The following is a 21,168-nucleotide window of genomic DNA, read 5'->3' as shown; positions in this document are numbered from 1 at the left end:
GGTGCCGCATGCTTCGTTCGCTTCAGCCCTCCTCGGTCAGTGGTCGTCGGCCGGGACTTCGCTGGGGGAGCTGGGCGGGGGAGCGGACCGAGGCTTCGACCAGATCCAATACCGCGGAGAGGTTTTCGTTGGTGTGGCCGGAGGCGATCCGGGCGATCAAGCCGTCCAGGACGAGGTCGAGGTAGCCGAGCAGGACATCGGTCGGGACGTCATCACGCAGTGCGCCTGCGGCCTTGCGGCGTTCCAGGCGGGCCAGGGTGGCAGCGGTCAGCTCGGCCGAACGCTGGGTCCAACCGGCGCGGAATTCGGGATCGGTGCGCAACCGCCGCGCGATCTCCAAACGCGTTCCCAGCCAATTGAACTGCTCGGGGTCGGCGAGCATGTCGCGCATTACCTGCACGATGCCCTGGTTGGCCGCGACCTCGGCCATGCGTTGGGCGTCCTCTTGAGCGAGGGCGAGAAACAGCGCGTCCTTGTCCCGGAAATGGTGGAAGATCGCGCCCCGGGAAAGCCCGATCTCGTCCTCCATGCGGCGCACGGTGGCGCCGTCGTAGCCGTACTCGGCGAAGCAACGACGTGCCCCGTCGAGAATCTGGCTGCGCCGGGCGGCGAGGTGATCATCACTGACCTTGGGCATCGGGCCCCTCCAACGGGATATACGGACCCCCGCATCGGTGGTCCACCGAGGCGGGGGTTCTCACAGTATGGGCGAGGCGAGCAGCGGTCCGAGCGGCCTCATGTGACGGCAGGCTCATGTACTACGCGCCCAGGCGCTCGCCGACACACCTGCCGCTTGCGCCTGGGCATCCCCGTCGGCAACGAGCCTGACGAGACGTTCGCGCCTGTCTCGTGTTTGCGTGCCCGAAGCGCACACGCCGAAGGCGCGAGTCCCGGGCGCGCAAACACGAGACTTCAGAGCCGCGAACCCGCGCCGCCGAAGACGGCGCAATCAGGCACCGATCATGTTGCGCAGCACGTACTGCAGGATGCCGCCGTTGCGGTAGTAGTCGGCCTCACCGGGGGTGTCGATCCGCACGACCGCGTCGAAGGTGATCTTGTCGCCGTTCGCCTTGGTGGCGGTGACCTTCAAGGTCTTCGGGGTGACACCCTCGTTCAGCTTGACGATGCCCTCGATGTCGAAGGTCTCCGTGCCGTCCAGCTTCAGCGACGCGGCCGACTCGCCCGCGGGGAACTGTAGCGGGATGACGCCCATCCCGATGAGGTTCGAACGGTGGATGCGCTCGAACGACTCGGTGATGACGGCCTGCACACCCAGCAGACGGGTGCCCTTGGCGGCCCAGTCACGCGACGAGCCCGAACCGTACTCCTTGCCGCCGAGCACGACCAGCGGGATGTCCGCGGCCTGGTAGTTCTGCGCGGCGTCGTAGATGAACGCCTGCGGGCCGCCCTCCTGGGTGAAGTCGCGGGTGTAGCCGCCGGAGACGTCGTCCAGGAGCTGGTTGCGCAGGCGGATGTTGGCGAAGGTGCCGCGGATCATCACCTCGTGGTTGCCTCGACGGGAGCCGTAGGAGTTGTAATCCTTGCGCTCGACGCCGTTGGCCTCCAGGTACTGGGCGGCCGGGGTGCCCGGCTTGATGTTGCCCGCCGGTGAGATGTGGTCGGTGGTGACCGAGTCGCCCAGCAGCGCGAGCACTCGTGCGCCCTTGATGTCGGTGACCGGCTCGGGGGTCTGCGGCATGCCCTCGAAGTAGGGAGGTTTGCGCACGTAGGTGGACTGCGGGGCCCACTCGAAGGTCTTGCCCTCCGGGGTGGGCAGGCTGCGCCACCGCTCGTCGCCGCGGAAAACGTCCTTGTAGTCCGCGAGGAACATGTCGCGGCTGATCACCCGGTCGATGGTGTCCTGGATCTCCTGCGGCGCCGGCCAGATGTCCTTCAGGAAGACGTCCTTGCCGTCCTGGTCCACGCCGAGCGGGTCGTGCTCGAAGTCGAAGTCCATGGTTCCCGCGAGCGCGTAGGCGATGACCAGGGGCGGCGAGGCCAGGTAATTCATCTTCACGTCGGGAGAGATGCGGCCCTCGAAGTTACGGTTGCCCGACAGCACCGCGGTGACCGTGAGGTCATTGTCGTTGACCGCCTTGGAGATCTCCTCCGGCAGCGGGCCGGTGTTGCCGATGCAGGTGGCGCAACCGAACGCGACCAGGTTGAAGCCCAGCTTGTCCAGGTACGGCCACAGGCCGGCCTTCTCGTAGTAGCCGTTGACGACCTGCGAACCCGGCGCCATGGAGGTCTTCACCCACGGCTTGCGGGTCAAGCCCTTCTCCACCGCGTTGCGGGCCAGCAGGGCGGCGCCGAGCATGACCGACGGGTTGGAGGTGTTGGTGCAGGAGGTGATCGAGGCGACCACGACCGCGCCGTGATCGAGCACGAAGTCGCCGTACTCTTCGCTGCGCACCGTGACCGGCTTGGACGGACGACCCGCCGCGCCGTTGGCGGCCGACGCCAGCACGGCGTCGTCGTCGGCGAAGGACAGCACGGCCGGATCGCTGGCCGGGAATGATTCCTCCAGCGCCTCGTCCAGATGCGAATGCGGTGTGGTCGCGGCCGGGCCGCTGACCTCGTCGTCGGTGTAGTTGTGGATGTCCTTGCGGAACGCGGCCTTGGACTCCGACAACAGGATTCGGTCCTGCGGACGCTTGGGGCCCGCGATGGAGGGCACCACGGTGCCCAGGTCGAGCTCGAGGTATTCGGAGTAGGCGGGCTCGGAGTCGGGGTCGTGCCAGAGGCCTTGCTCCTTGGCGTAGGCCTCGACCAGCGCGACCTGCTCGTCGGAGCGGCCGGTCAGGCGCAGGTAGTCGACGGTCACGCTGTCGATCGGGAAGATCGCTGCGGTGGAACCGAATTCCGGGCTCATGTTGCCCAGGGTGGCGCGGTTGGCCAGCGGAACCTCGGCCACGCCCTTGCCGTAGAACTCCACGAACTTGCCCACCACACCGTGCTTGCGCAGCATGTCGGTAACGGTCAGCACCACGTCGGTCGCGGTCACGCCGGGCTCGATCTCGCCGGTCAGCTTGAAGCCGACCACCCGTGGGATCAGCATCGACACGGGCTGGCCCAGCATGGCCGCCTCGGCTTCGATACCGCCGACGCCCCAGCCGAGCACGCCCAGGCCGTTGACCATCGTGGTGTGCGAGTCGGTGCCGACGCAGGTGTCGGGATAGGCCTGCCCGTTACGGACCATGACGACGCGAGCCAGGTGCTCGATATTGACCTGGTGCACGATGCCGGTGCTCGGGGGGACGACCTTGAAGTCGTCGAATGCGGTCTGGCCCCAGCGCAGGAACTGGTAACGCTCACCGTTGCGCTGGTACTCGATGTCGACGTTGCGCTCGAAGGCGTCTTCGCGGCCGAACACGTCGATGATGACGGAGTGGTCGATGACCATCTCGGCGGGAGCCAGCGGGTTCACCTTGTCCGGGTCGCCGCCGAGGGTGGCCACGGCCTCGCGCATGGTGGCCAGGTCGACGATGCACGGCACGCCGGTGAAGTCCTGCATGATCACGCGGGCGGGCGTGAATTGGATCTCGGTGTTCGGTTGCGCCGACGGATCCCAGCTCGCGATCGCTCGAATGTGATCGGCTGTGATGTTCGCGCCGTCCTCGGTGCGGAGCAGGTTCTCCGCGAGGACCTTCAGTGCGTAGGGGAGTTTCTCGGTGCCGGGCACGGCGGAGAGGCGGAAGATCTCGTAGGAGTTGCTACCGACCTCGAGGGTGCCCTTGGCGCCGAAAGTATCGATACTTGTCGTCACGTCAGCTCCACTAGTCTGTGAGGATGGCCGCCGACGGGGCTGTGCCGGCGACCGAGTCTTCGGAGGTGCTCCGGCGCCGCTGGGCGACCGGTTCCTCGCGATACGACCTTAACAGTACGCTTGTCCTGTGAAATACCAGGGGCCGGTCGGCGCGCCGTGGGCAAGTGCTGCGACACTCCGTCGCGTACTGTGCTTTCGAGCCGGCAAAGGGGGGCCTCGCTCGACCCTGCAGTGTTGGATGCCTGTCGCTTCGGTTTGCCGATGCGGCTCGACAGACCGGATGGAAGATGACCGCCCCGCACACCTCGGTTTTCCGCCCCATGGCCGCCGAATTGCCGCCGAACCTCACCACCGACACCGTGCGCTCGCTCACCGCCGATCTGACCGATGATCACGTCGCGACACTGACCGGCAAGGACGAGGAACAGTTGGCGGCCACCGTCGCGCAAGCGCGAGCCCACGGAATCCCGCTGAGCATAGTGGTCATCCCTGGTAATCCAGGACACGAATCGAGCCTACGTGACCTGGCTACCGAGGTGGGCAAGACACAGCACGGCACGGTCGTCGTCTTGAGCGACGACTGGATCGGCACCTACAGCGACACGATCAGCCGGGTGCGGCTGGAATGGGCGGAGGACGCCGCGAAGTACCGGCACGGCGAGAGCGGCGAGGCGGCGAGCGTCTTCGCGGACCGCCTGGAATCGCCGGAATCGATGTCCTGGACCGCGATCACCTGTGTGCTGCTGGCCGGGACGCTGGCGGCCATCGTAGGGCTGTACTGGGTCAAGAGCCGCCGGACACGTGAAGACGGCGGTCGCGGGCGCGCCCCCGGTACGCCGGTTGCCGGAGGGTGATACACCGGACGGCCCCGCCCTTGCGGGCCGCGTAGCTCTGCTCGGCGGTGCGTCCGAGCGCTCGCCGGCATTGGCCGCAGGGCACAGGCGCCGCGGGAATTCTGGACGCCTCCTTCCCTGGCGCGAAGCATGCGAGGATCCGAACGTGGGGTCGATCCGGACTTCAGTTTCTCTCTAGCTAACTTTCTGTCCGATGTGGTCTGTTCTGCGCAAGGGAAGGCTGCGCCGAGTTTGGCAAATCATCAGCAATTCACAATTTTGGGGTCGAGTCGTGTTACTGCTGTTGTTCATGTGACTTATGTGACATACGGTTCGAATGGTGGCGGACGGGGAATAAGTGTCTCCAGAGCCATCTGTCGACCACAGTGCGTCATGGTTCGCCTGATGCCCTCGAGGCATTGCCGGAATCCGGTCCGTGGGAGGTGTGATGCGCAACAACGGCGAGCTAGCCCAGCGGCGCCCGCTATGGATCGCTATGGGATTGCTGGTTTCAGTTACCGCGGTCCTTGCCGCCGGACCGGTCGCCGCTCTGCCGCCTCCTCCGCAAAATCCCAGCGACGGCCAGATCGCCCAAGCCGGTGCCCAAGTCGACGCCGGGGTGGCCGAGGTGAGCACGCTCATCAATGACGTGGCCGTCGCCGACCACCAATTGCGGCAGCTCGACGACCTGGTCGCGCAGCGCCGCGAAGGCGTCAACCGTGCCCTGGTCGATCTGCAGAACGCGCGCGACGCCGCCGACGCGGCGGCCGTGGTGGTCGTCGATACCCAGCGCGACCTGGCCGACGCGGGAGCGCGAGTGGGTCGAGCTCGGCAGAACTTCGACCAGTTCGCCACGCAGGTCTACACCCGGCCCGGCTCCGACTCGATGATCACCTACCTCGCGGCCGCCACCCCGGCGGCCGCGCTCGACCGCGCCCAGTTGCTCGGGCTGGTCGCCAAGAACCGGCAGCAGGTGCTCGACGGTCTGCGCCGTGCGCAGATCGATCAGGGCAACAAGAATTCCACGGCCCGCCAGGCGAAGGCGGCTGCCGACGCGGCCGCCGACATCGCCGCGGCGCGCAAGACCGACGCGGAGAACGCGGTCGCCGCGGCCAAGACCCAGCTCGACCAGCAGGCCGCGCAGCGCGACGACTTGCTGCGCAAACGTCAGGACGCGCAGGGCAGGCTGGATCAGGCGCGCCACAATGTCGCTGGTCTGCGCGACCAGCGCGACGCATTCCTGGCCTGGGACGCGCAGCGTAAGGCGGAGGAGGCCGTGGTGCGTGCCGCCGCGGCGGCGGCCGCTGCGCGCGCGGCCGACAATCTGGCCGCCCGGGACCGCGCTGCTCAGGTGGGCACCGGAAAGCGTCCACACACCCAGTTGGAGGACGCGCCGCCGCCGCGCCGGAGTGCCCCACGACCGGGCTCGCCCCCGGTCGGTGGTTCGGCGGCGATCGAGATCGTGGTCGATCGGGCGATGTCGCAGCTGGGCGTCGCCTATGCCTGGGGCGGCGGCGACGAAGACGGGCCGACGCTCGGCATCCGCGATGGCGGCGTCGCCGATAGTTACGGCGACTACAACAAATCGGGCTTCGATTGCTCGGGTCTGATGGTCTATGCGTTCGCTGGTATCGGGGTCTCGCTGCCGCACTACAGCGGCTACCAGTACAACGCGGGCACTCGGGTGCCGGTCGGCGATCGAGAACGTGGCGACATGCTGTTCTGGGGTCCGAACGGCAGCCAGCACGTGGCGCTGTATCTCGGTGACGGCAAGATGGTCGAGGCGCCCCAGTCCGGTGAGGTAGTGCGGGTGTCCCCGGTTCGGGAGAGCGGCATCATGCCCTACGCGGTGCGGGTGGTCTCATGACATATCTCCTGACACATTCCTGACATATCGGACATTCCGGTTGTCGAAGTGCTCGCCGGCGGTGTCGAATTCCCGTCATGTCGGGTCCCGTTGCGGCACAGGCCGTGATTACCTGGAATAGTTGTGGCAGCACGCACAGGACCAAAGCGAAAGCGGGGATGTTGGTGACTTCGACGGACGGTGTGAGCGGGGCGAACTCGGCGAAAGATGCGCCGGGCTCCGCGCCCAGCACCCTCGAGCGTGACGTCCAGACCCTGGAGAAGGCGATCTACGAGGTCAAGCGGGTGATCGTGGGCCAGGATCGCCTGGTCGAGCGCCTGTTGGTCGGCGTGCTCGCGCGGGGTCACGTGCTGCTCGAAGGCGTCCCCGGAATCGCGAAGACACTGGCCGTGGAGACGTTCGCCAGGGTGGTCGGTGGCTCGTTCGCGCGCGTCCAGTTCACGCCCGACCTGGTACCCACCGACCTCATCGGTACCCGCATCTACCGCCAGGGTCGCGAGGAGTTCGACACCGAACTCGGCCCGGTCGTCGCGAATTTCGTGCTCGCCGACGAGATCAACCGGGCGCCCGCCAAGGTGCAGTCGGCCCTGCTCGAGGTGATGGCCGAGCGGCACGTGTCGATCGGCGGCAAGACCTATCCGATGCCGGATCCCTTCCTGGTCATGGCCACGCAGAACCCGATCGAGAGCGAGGGTGTGTACCCGCTGCCCGAGGCGCAGCGCGATCGCTTCCTGTTCAAACTCCTCGTCGACTACCCCTCCGTGGAGGAAGAGCGCGAGATCATCTACCGGATGGGCGTGACCCCGCCGGAGGCGAGCCGGATCCTGCAGCCGGAGGACCTGATCCGCCTGCAGAAAGTCGCGGCCAACACGTTCGTGCATCACGCCTTGGTGGACTACGTGGTCCGAGTGATCACGGCGACCCGCAAGCCGGCCGACTTCGGCATGCAGGATGTGGCCAGCTGGATCTCCTACGGCGCTTCGCCACGCGCCAGCCTCGGGATCATCGCCGCGGCACGTGCGGTCGCACTGATCCGCGGCCGGGACTACGTGGTGCCGCAGGACGTCGTCGAGGTGATCCCGGACGTGCTGCGGCACCGTCTGGTGCTGTCCTATGACGCGCTCGCCGACGAGATCAGTCCGGAGGACGTGATCAAGCGCGTGCTGCAGACCGTCGGGCTGCCGCAGGTCGCGCCGCAGGCCGTCGCGCCGGTCGCCGCTGGGCAGAGTGCTCCGCCGCCGCCGATTCCGCAGCCGCAGATTCCGCAGCCGCCTGTGCCGCCGCAGCAGGCTGTGCCCCAGCCGCCGAACGGGCAGCCGTCGCAGCCCGCGGGCACCATCCCGCCGAAGTGACCTCGGCATCGGATCCGGTTGCGCCAGTGCCGATGTCGTCGCACGCACCGCCGACTTTTCACGCAGGGGAGCTGACCGACCCCCGGCTCTCGGTCGCGCTGAAGACTCTCGAGTTCACCGTGCGCCGCAGGCTCGACGGCGTACTGCACGGTGACCACCTCGGCCTCATCCCGGGACCCGGCTCCGAGCCGGGGGAGGCGCGCGCGTACCAGCCGGGTGACGATGTGCGCCAGATGGATTGGTCGGTCACCGCCCGCACCACGCACCCGCACGTACGGCAGATGATCGCGGACCGGGAGCTGGAAACCTGGATGGTGGTCGACCTGTCGGCCAGCCTCGACTTCGGCACCGCCGCCTGCCAGAAGCGCGATCTCGCGATCGCCGCCGCGGCCGCCATCACGCATCTGACCAGTGGCGGCGGCAATCGGATCGGTGCGGTCATCGCGACCGGCGAGCGGTTGGTCCGCATCCCGGCACGCGGCGGGCGCCTGCATGCCCAGTCGTTGCTGCGGGGCATCGCCACCACACCGCACGCGCGTGACGGTGTGCGCGGCGACCTGCGCGGCGGCATCGAATCGTTGCGCCGCCCGCAGCGCAAGCGCGGACTCGCGGTGATCATCAGTGATTTCCTGGGTGACATCGACTGGCAGCGCTCGCTGCGCGCCATCTCCGCCAGGCACGATCTGCTGGCGGTCGAGGTGCTCGACCCGCGCGACCTGTCGTTGCCCGATATCGGTGACGTCGTGCTGCACGACCCGGAGACCGGGCGCACCCGCGAGTTCAGCGTGACGCCTACCCTGCGCGCGGATTTCGCGGCCGCCGCGCAGCGCCACCGTCAGCAGGTCGAACAGGCCCTGCGCAGCTGTGGCGCTCCGGTGCTCACCCTGCAAACCGATCGGGACTGGATCGCCGACGTGGTCCGGTTCGTGTCCACCCGGCGCCACAGCTTCGGCGCCCCGACCGGGCGGGTGCCACGTCAGTGAGTATTTCGCATTTCACCGCACAGATCTGGCTCGGATTCCTCGCCGTCATCGCGTTGATCGCGCTCGGCTATGTCCTGGTGCAACGCAACCGGCGCAAGCACATGTTGACGTTCACCAACATGGAGCTGCTGGAGAAGGTCGCTCCGTCGCGGCCGGGCCCGTTCCGGCACGTCGCTGTCGCACTCCTGCTGATCGGCTTGATGTTTCTCACCGTCGCCGCGGCCGGGCCGACGGCGGTCAAGAAGGTGCCGCGCAACCGCGCGACCGTCATGCTGGTGATGGACGTATCGCTATCGATGGAGGCGACCGACGTCGCGCCGAGCCGGATTCAGGTCGCGAAGAAGGCCGGTAAGGAGTTCGTCGACGGCCTCCCGGAGGGCGTGAACATCGGTTTCGTCACTTTCGCGGGCACCGCCTCGGTGATGGTGTCGCCCACGACGAACCATGAAGCCGTCAAGGCGGCGATCGACAACGTCAGGCTCGCCGAGCGCACCGCGACGGGCGAAGGCATTCTCACCGCGTTGCAGGCGATCGACACGCTCGCCACGGTCCTCGGTGGAGCTCAGCAACCACCACCGGCCCGGATCGTCCTGATGTCCGACGGAAAACAGACCGTCCCGGCGTTCGAGGATGTCGACAATCCGCGGCACGAGTTCGTCGCCGCCCGGCTGGCGAAGACCAAGAACATCCCGATCTCGACGATCTCGTTCGGCACCAGTTGGGGCGTCGTCGAGATCCCGCGCGAGGACGGCAGCCGCGAACAAGTGCGGGTGCCCGTCGATGACGAGGCCATGCGCGAACTCGCCCGGCTGTCCAGCGGAGAGTTCTATTCCGCGTCGTCCTTGCAGGAGCTGACCCGGGTCTATGACACCTTGGAGCAGCAGATCGGTTATGAGCTGACCAGAGGCGACGCCAGTCGTCCGTGGCTGCTGCTGGGATTACTGGTCATCGCCACGGGAGTCGTCGTCGGGCTGCTGTATCGCCAGCGTTTGCCCTAGCGTTCGAATGCGCCGCGCTGCGGTCATCGTTATGTCAGCCGCGTGTGGCGGTGCGACTCGGCCGGCGGTCTCGAATACCGATGGGCCGCTGGCTTTCGCGGCGTGCGAGCACCCCGACGGCGGCACGTCCGTGCGGGTTGTCACGTGTCCGGGCATTACGCCGTCGCACCACCAGTTCCGGGTATGAAAGCCGGCACCACGAACGTGGCGGCCGCGTCGTTGCCGATCGATCCGACCAGGTAGGTTGAACCTCATGTCGAACATCACGTCCCGGTCGGTCCTGGTGACCGGAGGTAATCGCGGCATCGGACTCGCGGTCGCGCAGCGTCTGCTCGCCGACGGTCACAAGGTGGCCGTCACGCATCGTGGGTCCGGGGTGCCGGACGGCTTGTTCGGTGTGAAATGCGATGTGACCGACAGTGAGTCGGTGGACGGTGCGTTCGCCGAGGTCGAGGCGCACCAGGGGCCGGTCGAGGTGCTCGTGGCCAATGCGGGCATCACCGACGACACGCTGCTGATGCGGATGACCGAGGAGCAGTTCACCCGGGTGCTCGACGCCAACCTGACCGGTGCGTTCCGGTGCGCCAAGCGGGCCAACCGCGCGATGCTGCGGGCACGCTGGGGCCGGATGATCTTCCTCGGCTCGGTGGTCGGCCTGAGCGGCCAAGCCGGCCAGATCAACTACGCCTCGTCCAAGGCAGGTGTGATCGGTCTGGCGCGCTCGATCACCCGCGAACTCGGCTCGCGCTCGATCACCGCCAATGTCGTCGCCCCGGGCTTCATCGAGACCGATATGACCGCGGACCTGCCCGACGAGATGCGCGATATGGCCAAGAAGTTCATCCCGCTGCAGCGGCTCGGCCAACCGGAAGACATTGCGGCCGTAGTCAGCTTTCTGGCCTCCGAGGATTCCGGCTATGTCTCCGGCGCTGTGATCCCGGTCGACGGCGGCATGGGTATGGGCCACTGAGCACACCGAACGCGTAGCGCGGCCGATCGCGGTCGCTCGCAGCCAACCCCACATTCGAGATTTCAGGAGAACCGAGAACCCATGGGCGGACTGCTCGAAGGCAAGACCATTCTGGTCACCGGCATCATCACCGATTCGTCGATCGCGTTCCACGCGGCGGCGGTCGCGCAGGAGCAGGGCGCGAAGGTGATCATCACCGGCATCCCGGAGCGGCTGCGGCTGATCGATCGGATCGCCAAGCGCCTGCCCCAGGAAGTTCCGCCGGCCATCGGGCTCGACGTCACCAGCGAGGAGGATCTCGCCGGGCTGGCCGACAAGCTGCGTGAACTGGCGCCCGAGGGGATCGACGGGGTTTTGCATTCGATCGCGTTCGCTCCCCGGACTCTGATGGGGCCGCAGGCTCGGCCTTTCCTCGACGGGCCGGGCCCGGACGCGGCGAAGGCGTTCGAGATCTCGGCGTGGAGCTACGCCTCGCTGTCGCGCGCCGTACTGCCGGTGATGAACGAGGGCGGCTCGATCGTCGGCATGGACTTCGATCCGCGCACCGCGATGCCGTACTACAACTGGATGGGCGTGGCCAAGGCGGCGCTGGAGTCGGTGAACCGATATGTGGCGCGGGAAGTGGGCGCGGCCAAGAGGATCCGCTCCAACCTGATCGCCGCCGGTCCGATCAAGACGCTGGCCGCCAAGGCGATCGCGGGCACCGCGACCGACGACGCCGCCCAGCTCAATCAGCTCAACACGTACTGGGACGGCGCGTCGCCGATCGGCTGGGATGTCGACGACCCCACGGTGGTGGCGAAGTCGATCGTCGCGCTGCTGTCGGACTGGCTGCCGGGCACCACCGGTTCGATCATCTACGTCGACGGTGGAGCGAGCCACAACACGTGGTTCCCGGAGAACGCCACGATCAACTGAGCTGGATTCGATGGGAGACACCGTGTTTCGGGCCGCGGACGCACTACTGCTGCTGTCTTTCGGCGGCCCGGAGCGTCCCGAGGACGTGATGCCGTTCCTGGAGAATGTCACCCGGGGCAGGGGAGTGCCGCGTGCGCGCCTCGACGCGGTCGCGCAGCACTATCTGCACTTCGGCGGCGTTTCTCCGATCAACGCGCTCAACCGGGACATCATCGCGGCGGTAACGGCCGAATTGGCCTCTGCGGGGCTGGATCTGCCGGTCTATTTCGGTAACCGGAATTGGCATCCGATGGTGGAGGACACCGTCGCGCGGATGGCCGCCGACGGCGTCCGCTCGGCGCTCGTGTTCCCGACCTCGGCGTGGGGTGGGTACTCCGGCTGCCTGCAGTATCACGAGGACATCGCAAGGGCACGTGCGGCTTTCGATGACGGCGCGCCGGAACTGGTCAAACTGCGCCAGTACTTCGACCACCCGTTGCTGATCGAAGCGTTCGCCGACGCGATCCGCGCGGCACAGCGACAGCTTCCGGCCGACCGCCGCGCCGGAGCGCGGCTGGTGTTCACCGCCCACTCCATTCCGGTGTCCGCCGACGCCGCCGCGGGCCCGCCACCGGACGGTGGCCGGCTCTACAGCCGTCAGGTCGCCGAGGCCGCCCGATTGTGCGCCGCGGCAACCGGTTTCACCGACCATGATCTGGTCTGGCAGTCTCGTTCCGGTCCGCCGCAGGTGCCCTGGCTGGAACCGGACATCGTCGACCATCTGGACGATCTCGCCGCCAAGGGGGTCGATGCGGTCATCGTCTGTCCGGTCGGCTTCGTCTCCGATCATCTCGAGGTCGTCTGGGATCTCGACAACGAGGCTGCGCAGAAGGCCGCCGAACTCGGTATGGCTTTCGCGCGCGCCGCTACGCCGGGTACCGACCCCCGCTTCGCGACGCTGGTCGTCGAATTGATCTCCGAGCATCTGAGCGCGACCGAACCTCGTCGCCTCGGTGGTGTCCCGGGATATGGCTGCACCCGCAACGGCGCCTCGTGCGCCCCCGGCTGTTGCGCCGCGCCGCGTCGTCCCAGCCCCGGGAACTAGTGCGAATCACGGGCGATAGCAACTATTGCGCCTGGGACTGCCGATTCAACCTCCTCGAGGGTAACTCTCGATGACCTATGCCGACGTCCTGACCGACGCCGCGCAATTCGACGCGCACAATATCCGCCCCAGCGGTGACTTCCCGCCCGCCGGATTGATCACCGGGGCAGTGCAGAGGGTATGGCTGTAAGGGAAGCCGGGCCAGGGGAAACCGGGCCGTGGTCAGTGGTTTCCCCGCGCGGAGGCGTGCACGGCGACCAGTCGCGCCGCGCGGATCGCGTCCCACAGGGGGCGCAGCAGCGATTCCTGTGCGCCGATCGCGCTGGCGGAGGTAGGGGCGGAGGCTGGTTCCCGCTGCGCTACCGTGAGGATGGCCGCGACATGGTCGGCCGTATCGAGAATACGTTTGGCGCGCAATGGAATCGAGTCGGGATAGTCGTGCCGCGAGTAGTCGGCGAGTTCGGCTTCGATGAGTTCACGCGGATCGGAATCGGCCGCGCCGAGCGCGGTGGTGTGCAATTTCATCAGCGCGTCGGCGGCGTCGCGGACCGCTTCGCGCATCGCGTATTCGGCCTCGCCCAGCGACATGTCGGCCCCGGGCGCCGTCGGGATCGGGGTGCTGTAGACGGTCCACTGCAGCGTGTTCTCCTCGATCCACTGCGGGATGAGACCTGTGCCGTCGGTGCCGGGGACGCCGATCAGGATGCCCTCTTCGGCCTCGATCGCGTCGGCGGCGAACGCGGTGCCCACCGGGACGCCCCGCACGTCTCCGGGCACCGGCAGCACCAGTCGCAGCTGTGACCCCGGGCGTGCCATGGTCTCGCGAATCACCTTGAGCAGAGCCATGACTCCGCTTCCTGGCAGGCCGCCGTGCGCCGACCAAGGCAGATCGGTGCGGCCGCCGGCGAGCGGATCGCCGGCAGCGATCGTGTGCCTCGGCGCCCATGCGTGCAAGGCCGCCAAAACATCGTCGGGCGCACTGCGGCCGGCCAGCCAGGAACTCGCCCACACCGTCAGCGTCGCGCTTGGAGAGCACATAATCATCGAGCATAAAGGGTGGGCGCTACCGGCGGGCATCCATGCGCGATGGCATTCGTGAGCAGCGCCGGAACCACGGATACACCGGGGTGACGGCTACTGGGCATACGCGGAAACCAGCTGCCATCCCGGTGGCGCGACGGGGATCCAGCCACACACCGCGACACGGGCCGGGCGAAGTCCATCCCAGTCGTGCCGGGCTGAGTGGGGTTGCGGTAGCTGCTGGAGGTGCTGGGCTGAGCGGGGGTGCGGTAGCTGCTCGAGGTGCCGGGCCGGCGGAGGCGCGGCAGCCGCCTATGCCGGTTCCGTGACGAAATCGATGAGACGTTCCACCGCGCCGATGAGCGGGGCCTCCAAGTCGCGGAAAGAGTTCACCGCGCCGTAGACCCGACGCCATCCGTCCTGCGGGGTGCCCCAGCGCAGTCGCGCGCAGACGCCGGTTTTCCAGTTCTCGCCGCGCGGCACCCGCGGCCACTGCGCGATGCCGACGGTCGCGGGGCGCACCGCCTGCCAGACGTCGACGAAAGGGTGCCCGGTCACCAGCACGTGCGGTCCGAGCCCGGTGGTCAGCTGCGTCTCTTTCGATCCGGTCACCAAATGGTCGACCAGCACCCCGACGCGCCGGCCGGGTCCCGGCTCGAAGTCCGCCAGCCGCGTCGCCAGGTTGTCCAGGCCTTCCAAATGCTCGACGACCACGCCCTCGACACGCAGATCGTGGCCCCACACCCGCTCCACCAGGGCGGCGTCGTGGACACCCTCCACCCAGATCCGGCTACCGCGAGCCACCTTGGCGCGCAGACCCTCGACCCGGGTGGAGCCCGACGCGGAGCGGGTGGGTTTCTTCGGCGCGGCCGCGACCGGCCGCACCAGCGTGACCGGCTCGCCGTCGATGAGGAACGCGGCCTCGCGCAGCGCGAACAGCCGCACCACGCCGCGCGCGTCCTCCAGCTTGACGAACTCGCCGTCGTAACTGCGATCGAATCCGACCACGGCGCCGCAGAATCCGGTGGCGGCGTCTTCGACGACCAGGTCGCGGTCCGCGGTGACCGTCGCTATCACCCGCTTCTTCGGTCGGGGATGCCCGGAGAAGATGTCGCCATACCTGTCACGCCCGCTCACCGCCTGAAGCTAGCACCGCCCCTGCGGGATTCGTCGCAGCCGGTCGCCGCGCGTCCCGGCGCGGAATTCCTGCCGAGTACCGTCGGCGGTCGATCCCATGAGCCGGGCCGGAGCATTACAGTGGTCGTGTGGCCGCTATTTTTTGGCTTGTCGCGGGCATCCTGCTCACGGCGGCGGAAATGCTCACGGGGGACCTCACGCTGCTGATGCTCGGTGTCGCCGCGCTCGGCACCGCGGGTGTCAGCGCCGCGGCGGGCACCTCGCTGGTAGTGGATGCCATCGTGTTCGCGGTGATCTCGGCGGTCCTGCTGCTCGGTGTCCGCCCGGCCCTGCGCCGACGCTTCGGAACTCCGCCGCCGACGCCGACGAATGTGGACGCGCTGCCCGGGAAGACGGCGCTGGTGCTCGAGCAGGTCGCGGCGCATTCCGGTCAGGTGAAGCTCGGCGGGGAGATCTGGACCGCTAGGCCGATGGATACGAGCGAAGTCTACGAGCCTGGTGCCACCGTGTATGTCATGAAGATCGACGGCGCGACCGCCGTCGTATGGAAAGGACCGTAATGGCTGTCCTTATCGTTGCCGCCGTCCTCGTCCTGCTGGTCGTGGTGGTGGTCTTCAAGTCGATCGCGCTGGTGCCGCAGGCAGAGGCCGCGGTGATCGAGCGCCTGGGCCGGTACTCGCGCACGGTGTCGGGCCAGCTCACGTTCCTGGTGCCGTTCGCCGACCGGGTTCGCGCCAAGGTGGATCTGCGTGAGCGGGTGGTGTCGTTCCCGCCGCAGCCGGTGATCACCGAGGACAACCTCACCCTGCACATCGACACCGTGGTCTATTTCCAGGTGACCAGCCCGCAGGCGGCGGTGTACGAGATCAGCAACTACATCGCCGCGGTCGAGCAATTGACCGTTACCACGTTGCGCAATGTGGTCGGCGGTATGACGCTCGAACAGACGCTCACCTCCCGCGACTCGATCAATGGCCAGCTGCGCGGTGTGCTCGACGAGGCGACCGGGCGCTGGGGACTGAGGGTCGCGCGGGTCGAGTTGAAGAGCATCGATCCGCCGCCATCGATCCAGGAGTCGATGGAGAAGCAGATGAAGGCCGACCGCGAGAAGCGCGCGATGATCCTCACCGCGGAAGGCCAGCGGGAGTCGCAGATCAAGACGGCCGAGGGCGCCAAGCAGGCGCAGATCCTGTCCGCCGAGGGCGCCAAGCAATCAGCGATCCTGTCGGCCGAAGGTGAACGGCAGAGCCGTATCCTGCGCGCCCAAGGTGAGCGCGCCGCCGCCTATCTGCAAGCGCAGGGACAGGCCAAAGCCATCGAAAAGGTCTTCGCCGCCATCAAATCCGGCAAGCCGACGCCGGAACTGCTTGCCTACCAGTACCTGCAAACGCTGCCCATGGTCGCCCGCGGCGACGCGAACAAGGTGTGGTTGGTGCCGAGCGATTTCGGCAAGGCGCTCGAAGGGTTCGCCAAGAGCTTCGGCACGCAGGGCGAGGACGGTGTGTTCCGTTACGAGCCACCCGCCTCCGACGGCTCGGAGGTCAAGCCGGAGGATGACTCCGACGTCGCGGACTGGTTCGACACCGCGCCCGACCCGACCATCGAGCGGGCCGTGCGAGCCGCCGAAGCCACGGCGCGTACTCCGGTAGAGGGCGTGGCACCGGCATCGCCGCGGCAGGGATACGAACCCTCTCCGCACCAGCCGGTGCTTCCTCCGCAGGATGCCTTCCAAGCGCAGCAGCCTCCACAGCAACCGCAGCCTCCGCAGCAACCCCCGGCCTACCGTCCCGACGACCCGCACGGCCGCCCCTGGCAGCCGCCGGAGAACTTCTCGAAGTAAGGCCCCACGCCGAAGCGCCCCGGATTCCACCTGGAGTCCGGGGCGCTGCCGCATGGCGGCAAGGGTTTCAGTCGGGCAATCCCGACGCGCGGATCGCCGGGACGATGACGTCGGCGACCCCTCGCATGCCCTGTGGCGTGAGGTGGTACGGGACGAGGGTTTCGGTGGCGATCACCGGGTCGATCCAGCGAACCCCGGCCGGGGCGCAGGCGTCGCGGCCTATCGACGCGGCACGGGTGTCGACATAGGTGGCGCCGTGTGCCGTGGCGGCGCCGGCCACCACCGTGTTGAGGTGGTCGAAGGCGGCCTGTACGCGGCCGGCGTCGGAGGGGCGAAGTCCGACGAGTTCGGGGCAACCGCCCTCGCGGACGTAGCTCGGCCAGCCGTCCACGACGATCTTCGCCTTCGGTGCCAGCGCCGCGATCTGGCGTAACGCGGCCGAATATGACGTCGCGATGCCGTCGATGTCGGCGTCCCAGGCCGGACCGGCACAAACGCCGACGCCGAAGATGCCGGATGCGTGGCAGGCGACGACGTGTTCGGCCATCAGGGCGTCGTTCGCGCCGATGTGTACCGTCACCAGTCTGGTGTCCGGGCCGAGCGCATCGAACTGCGGTGCGATCCCCGGCTCCTGAGCGGTGCTGAGGTCCGTGATTCGCGCCGAATTGCAGGTGCGGTCGTCGAGTCGCAGGCCGAGATCCTGGGCGACCAGCTTCGGTGTGTTGGCGGTCGAGCGGAGGCATCGCAGCGGAGCCGAGGTATCGAAGTTCCGTACGCCGGTGGTGGCCGCGCCGGAATCGCCGAGCGCGACGTACTCGGCGCCCCCGCCGCCGGGCGCGGCATGGGCCGGGGTGGGGGCGCCGAGGGCGAGCAGGCAGACGGTGACGGCGATGGCGTGCGGCAGGCTCGTCGTACTGTCTCCTGCGCGCTGTCGACTCCTGACCATGTCCGCCTCCTGGGACGCACGCTACTCGCCGGAGCCGATCTCGCGGACGGAATCCGGTGGCAGACTTCCAGTATGACGACACCTGAATGGACCGACGTAGACGACTATCTCGTGGAAACCCTCGTGGCGGATCGCGCTTCCGAAGCCGCGTTGGCGGCGAACAAGGCTGCGGACCTGCCCGCGATCGACGTGTCACCGCCGCAGGGAAAGTTCCTGAATTTACTGGCCAGGACGATCGGGGCACGACGGGTGCTGGAGATCGGCACGCTCGGCGGATACAGCACGCTCTGGCTCGCCCGTGCGGTCGGCGCGAAGGGGCAGGTGGTCACGTTGGAGTTCGCCGCGCAGCACGCTGCGGTAGCACGGGCGAACCTGGAACAGGCCGGGGTGGGCGAGCGGGTGGAGATCCGGGTCGGCGCCGCGCTGGACAGCCTGCTGGTGCTCGCCGAGGAGGATCCCGATCCGTTCGATCTGGTGTTCATCGACGCGGACAAGGTGAACAACTCGAACTACGTGCTGTGGGCGCTGCGCTTGACCCGGCCGGGCTCGGTGATCATCGTCGACAACGTGGTCCGCGGCGGGGCCATCGTGCAGGAGCACTCGCCGGACCCGGCCGCCCAGGCCGGCCGGGAACTGATCGAACTGCTCGCCGCCGAACCGAGCCTGGACGCGACCGTGGTCCAGACCGTGGGCAGCAAAGGGTGGGATGGTTTCGCCTACGCTGTCGTCAACGGCGACAGCGCCGACTGAGTGCTTCGATCAGGGGATCGACTCCGGCGTGCGGCGTGCGGCGGGGCGCGGGCCTCGGCCGTGGCTCGTTCCGCCGCAACGCGCAGGTCCACATCGGCCTGCGCGGGCATCGTCGGGCCGAGCACCACCTCGGCGGTAGTGTCGGGCGTGGCCGATTTTTCGGCCGAAGCGACTGCGGCCCTTCGTCATTCGAACTGACGGTCCGACCGTTTGGGGCGATGCGCTGTAGGCGGACTCGGGCGTACAACGTGCGCGCCGGTGAGAGGATATTCGGGATGATGACAGACATGCGGCGGGCGCCGACGGCAAAGGGTGGGCGCCGCGCCTCGCTGGGCCTGTCCGTTTTGCTGCTGCCGGTGCTGCTCGTGTCGCTGGATATTTCGGTGCTGTTCCTCGCCCTTCCGACGCTGACCGTCGATCTGGACCCCTCAGCGGCCCAGCAACTGTGGATTCTCGATGTCTACGGCTTCCTGATCGCGGGCCTGCTGATCACCATGGGCAACCTCGGTGACCGGTTCGGGCGGCGCAGGCTCCTGCTGGCGGGCGCCATGGTTTTCGGGATCGCGTCGGTGTTCGCGGCATTCGCGCCGAGCGCGGGCGTGCTGATCGCGGCGCGGGCCCTCATGGGCATCGGTGGCGCGACCTTGCTGCCCTCCAGCCTTGCGCTGATCTCCAGCCTGTTTCCGGACGCGCGCGAGCGGGCCGCCGCGATCGGGGTCTGGACGGCGTTCTTCGCCGGCGGCTCGGCCGTCGGGCCGATCATCGGTGGCCTGTTGCTGCACCAATTCTGGTGGGGCTCGGTTTTTCTCATCAATATTCCAGTACTGCTGATCCTGCTCGCGTTCGGTCCGTTCGTGCTGCCGGAACATCGGGCGGTCGTCCTGGGGCGGCTGGACTTGCCGAGCGTCGCCTTGTCCATCGGTGGCATCCTGCCGATGGTCTACAGCGTCAAACGCGCCGCGACCGAAGGCATCGATGGGTGGGCCATCGTCATCGCGCTGATCGGCGCGATGATCTCGACTGTCTTCGTCCGTAGACAGCGCCGGCTCGATGAACCACTGCTCGACCTGAGGTTGTTCGCCAGGGTCCCGTTCTCGGTGGCGATCGGTGCCAGCCTGATCGGCATGATGTCGCTGGCCGGTCTGAGCTATCTGACGAGCGTCTACCTGCAGTCGGTGACCGGGCGCACGCCGCTGGCCGCGGCGCTGCTCGGTATCCCGATGGCGATCGCGGTGTTCGTATGCGCGATGGGCGGCGCACGGGTCGGACACCGGTTCGGTGCTCCCGCCACTTTCGTCTTCGCCCTGCTGGCCTCGGCGCTCGGCAACCTCATGATGCTCGGCGTCGGCGTGCACGGCGGGCCCGGGTGGTATCTGACCGGCTCCACCATCGCCGGAATCGGCTATGGCCTGTCCTTCACGCTCGTGTCCGACGTGGCGGTGTCGTCGGTACCGCCGCAGCGGGCGGGGTCGGCGGTAGGCATCTCGGAGACCAGCTTCGAATTGGGCAACGCACTGGGCCTGGCGCTGCTCGGCTCGCTCGCGGCGCTGATCTTCCGGTCCGGTGGTGACTACGCGCCCACGCTCGGTGAGACTATCCGGAAGGCCGGCGGCGATGCGGCGTTGATCGAGTCGGCCCGCGAATCCTTCGTCGACGGGCTCCATGTCGCGGTGACCGTCGGCGCGTCGGCGCTGGTGGTGATGGCACTCATCGCCCGGTTCGCCTCATCCGCGCAGCGCTGAGGCCCGTGGGAGAAGCGAAAAGGTGGGAGCCCGCCGATGTCGTCGGGTTCCCACCCTTCCGTCGCACTCCTGGAATGCGCCGGTCCGCTCAACCGTCGGCCCCCTCCGAGGGCGTGTCGGCAGGAGCCGTTTCGGCGGTTTCCGCCGGGTTCTCCGCGGATTCCGGAGGTGCGCTCGCGGCCTGTGGGGGCGCGCTGAACGCGTGCACCGCCCCCAGGGTCGCACCGACGCCCGCGCCGATGGCCGCAAGGGGGACGGCCATGAGGGCCGCGCCGTAAGCCGCGCCCATCGGACCCGCGGCAAGGCCGATCGGTGCGAACGGCAAGCCGATCACACCGCCGATCACGCCGCCGACCGCGGCCCCGACCAGAGCGAACGGGCTTGCCACCGCGGCGCCCGCGGCCGCACCGATCGCGGCGGCGCCCACCGTCTGGCCCGCGATGCGGTCGGACCGGGTTCGCTCCATGCCGACGGAGTCGAGGAACGTCGCCATGTCGGCCTCTGCTTGCGCCGCGCCGTCGTTGAGTTGGATCGCCTGCTCCCGATAGAGCCATTCCGGTGCGTCGACCTGCACGTCACCGAAGCGCAACTTGTGCGGCGGCGGCGCGATCGGCGGCACCGGGGCGACCGGAATGGGCAGGTGCAGCACATCCACCGGGGCCAGGTATTTCTTGTCCGGCAGCGGCCGCGCCCACTGCAACGAACTCAGCGTGTCGTCCGGGATACGCAGACCTTGGTACGGACGCACGTTCGGGGCCTGGGCCGCAGGCCACTGCCCTGCTTCGCCGGTCTGCTCCGTGTGGTCGGCCGGGGGCGCCAGGGCGGACCGATCGGGGTCGGCGTTCGCGGTGCCGGTTCCCGCCAGCGCGAGGACCAGCGGAATCGTCCCAGCGACGACGATCGAACCCATCTTCTGTCGACGCGGGTCGGCTGCTCTGTGCTTGCCTGTGCCCATAGATCAC

General features: G+C 68.1%; 18 protein-coding genes. 12 read left to right on the top strand and 6 right to left on the bottom strand.

What is annotated here, in order from left to right; all coding sequences use genetic code 11:
* Positions 1-22 precede the first annotated feature (22 nt).
* Together ACT86A_RS11460 and ACT86A_RS11455 are read right to left on the bottom strand one after the other, a co-directional pair.
* Positions 23-637 (bottom strand): TetR/AcrR family transcriptional regulator, encoded by a 615-nt coding sequence (locus ACT86A_RS11460; protein WP_445092038.1) that lies wholly within the window; start codon positions 635-637, stop codon positions 23-25.
* A gap of 312 nt (positions 638-949) precedes the next feature.
* The gene (locus tag ACT86A_RS11455) at positions 950-3,766 is read right to left on the bottom strand and encodes an aconitate hydratase (RefSeq protein ID WP_445092037.1); all 2,817 of its coding nucleotides are present in this window, start codon (positions 3,764-3,766) and stop codon (positions 950-952) included.
* Between the two features lie 287 nt (positions 3,767-4,053).
* Between ACT86A_RS11455 and ACT86A_RS11450 the strand changes: the two genes are divergently transcribed.
* From ACT86A_RS11450 to ACT86A_RS11415, 8 genes are all read left to right on the top strand, one after another.
* Entirely contained in the window at positions 4,054-4,620 is a 567-nt protein-coding gene (locus ACT86A_RS11450; protein WP_445092036.1) for an Rv1476 family membrane protein, read from the top strand.
* A gap of 427 nt (positions 4,621-5,047) precedes the next feature.
* Positions 5,048-6,466: an NlpC/P60 family protein gene (locus tag ACT86A_RS11445; protein ID WP_445092035.1), complete on the top strand. Its 1,419-nt coding sequence runs from the start codon at positions 5,048-5,050 to the stop codon at positions 6,464-6,466.
* A 158-nt stretch (positions 6,467-6,624) separates the two neighbouring features.
* Positions 6,625-7,818, top strand: coding sequence for an AAA family ATPase (locus ACT86A_RS11440; RefSeq protein WP_445092034.1), 1,194 nt, complete (start codon positions 6,625-6,627; stop codon positions 7,816-7,818).
* 32 nt (positions 7,819-7,850) lie between these two features.
* Entirely contained in the window at positions 7,851-8,801 is a 951-nt protein-coding gene (locus ACT86A_RS11435; protein ID WP_445092033.1) for a DUF58 domain-containing protein, read from the top strand.
* Positions 8,798-9,799, top strand: coding sequence for a VWA domain-containing protein (locus tag ACT86A_RS11430; protein ID WP_445092032.1), 1,002 nt, complete (start codon positions 8,798-8,800; stop codon positions 9,797-9,799). The genes ACT86A_RS11435 and ACT86A_RS11430 overlap by 4 nt, the downstream gene beginning before the upstream one ends.
* 253 nt (positions 9,800-10,052) lie before the next feature.
* Entirely contained in the window at positions 10,053-10,769 is a 717-nt protein-coding gene (gene fabG1 / locus ACT86A_RS11425; RefSeq protein WP_445092031.1) for a 3-oxoacyl-ACP reductase FabG1, read from the top strand.
* Positions 10,770-10,850: 81 nt separating this feature from the next.
* Entirely contained in the window at positions 10,851-11,687 is an 837-nt protein-coding gene (gene inhA / locus ACT86A_RS11420) for an NADH-dependent enoyl-ACP reductase InhA (protein ID WP_445092030.1), read from the top strand.
* Positions 11,688-11,697: 10 nt separating this feature from the next.
* On the top strand, positions 11,698-12,771 hold the full coding sequence (locus tag ACT86A_RS11415) for a ferrochelatase (protein ID WP_445092029.1): 1,074 nt from the start codon (positions 11,698-11,700) through the stop codon (positions 12,769-12,771).
* Positions 12,772-12,993: 222 nt separating this feature from the next.
* Here the strand turns inward: ACT86A_RS11415 and ACT86A_RS11410 are convergent, their stop codons facing one another.
* Both ACT86A_RS11410 and ACT86A_RS11405 read right to left on the bottom strand, forming a co-directional pair.
* Positions 12,994-13,809, bottom strand: coding sequence for an Rv1486c family protein (locus ACT86A_RS11410; RefSeq protein WP_445092028.1), 816 nt, complete (start codon positions 13,807-13,809; stop codon positions 12,994-12,996).
* Between the two features lie 294 nt (positions 13,810-14,103).
* Complete coding sequence (locus ACT86A_RS11405) at positions 14,104-14,928, bottom strand: DUF3097 domain-containing protein (RefSeq protein ID WP_445092027.1); 825 nt, start codon at positions 14,926-14,928, stop codon at positions 14,104-14,106.
* Between the two features lie 128 nt (positions 14,929-15,056).
* Here ACT86A_RS11405 and ACT86A_RS11400 point away from each other — a divergent pair, with 128 nt between their 5' ends.
* The gene (locus ACT86A_RS11400) at positions 15,057-15,488 is read left to right on the top strand and encodes an NfeD family protein (RefSeq protein WP_445092026.1); all 432 of its coding nucleotides are present in this window, start codon (positions 15,057-15,059) and stop codon (positions 15,486-15,488) included.
* Complete coding sequence (locus ACT86A_RS11395) at positions 15,488-16,768, top strand: SPFH domain-containing protein (protein ID WP_445092025.1); 1,281 nt, start codon at positions 15,488-15,490, stop codon at positions 16,766-16,768. Before ACT86A_RS11400 ends, ACT86A_RS11395 begins: the two co-directional genes overlap by 1 nt.
* Before the next feature lie 67 nt (positions 16,769-16,835).
* Here the strand turns inward: ACT86A_RS11395 and ACT86A_RS11390 are convergent, their stop codons facing one another.
* On the bottom strand, positions 16,836-17,714 hold the full coding sequence (locus ACT86A_RS11390) for an SGNH/GDSL hydrolase family protein (RefSeq protein WP_445092024.1): 879 nt from the start codon (positions 17,712-17,714) through the stop codon (positions 16,836-16,838).
* Between the two features lie 72 nt (positions 17,715-17,786).
* On the opposite strand from ACT86A_RS11390, the gene ACT86A_RS11385 reads away from it, so the two are divergent.
* On the top strand, positions 17,787-18,464 hold the full coding sequence (locus ACT86A_RS11385) for an O-methyltransferase (RefSeq protein ID WP_445092023.1): 678 nt from the start codon (positions 17,787-17,789) through the stop codon (positions 18,462-18,464).
* A gap of 275 nt (positions 18,465-18,739) precedes the next feature.
* The gene (locus tag ACT86A_RS11380) at positions 18,740-20,206 is read left to right on the top strand and encodes an MFS transporter (protein ID WP_445092022.1); all 1,467 of its coding nucleotides are present in this window, start codon (positions 18,740-18,742) and stop codon (positions 20,204-20,206) included.
* Between the two features lie 88 nt (positions 20,207-20,294).
* On the opposite strand, the gene ACT86A_RS11375 is transcribed toward ACT86A_RS11380, so the two are convergent.
* A complete protein-coding gene (locus tag ACT86A_RS11375) occupies positions 20,295-21,161 on the bottom strand; it encodes a hypothetical protein (RefSeq protein ID WP_445092021.1) in 867 nt (288 codons plus the stop codon).
* Between the last annotated feature and the right edge of the window lie 7 nt (positions 21,162-21,168).

The organism is Nocardia glycosmidis (genome assembly GCF_052545115.1).
This window is presented reverse-complemented; position numbering and strand designations above follow the sequence as displayed.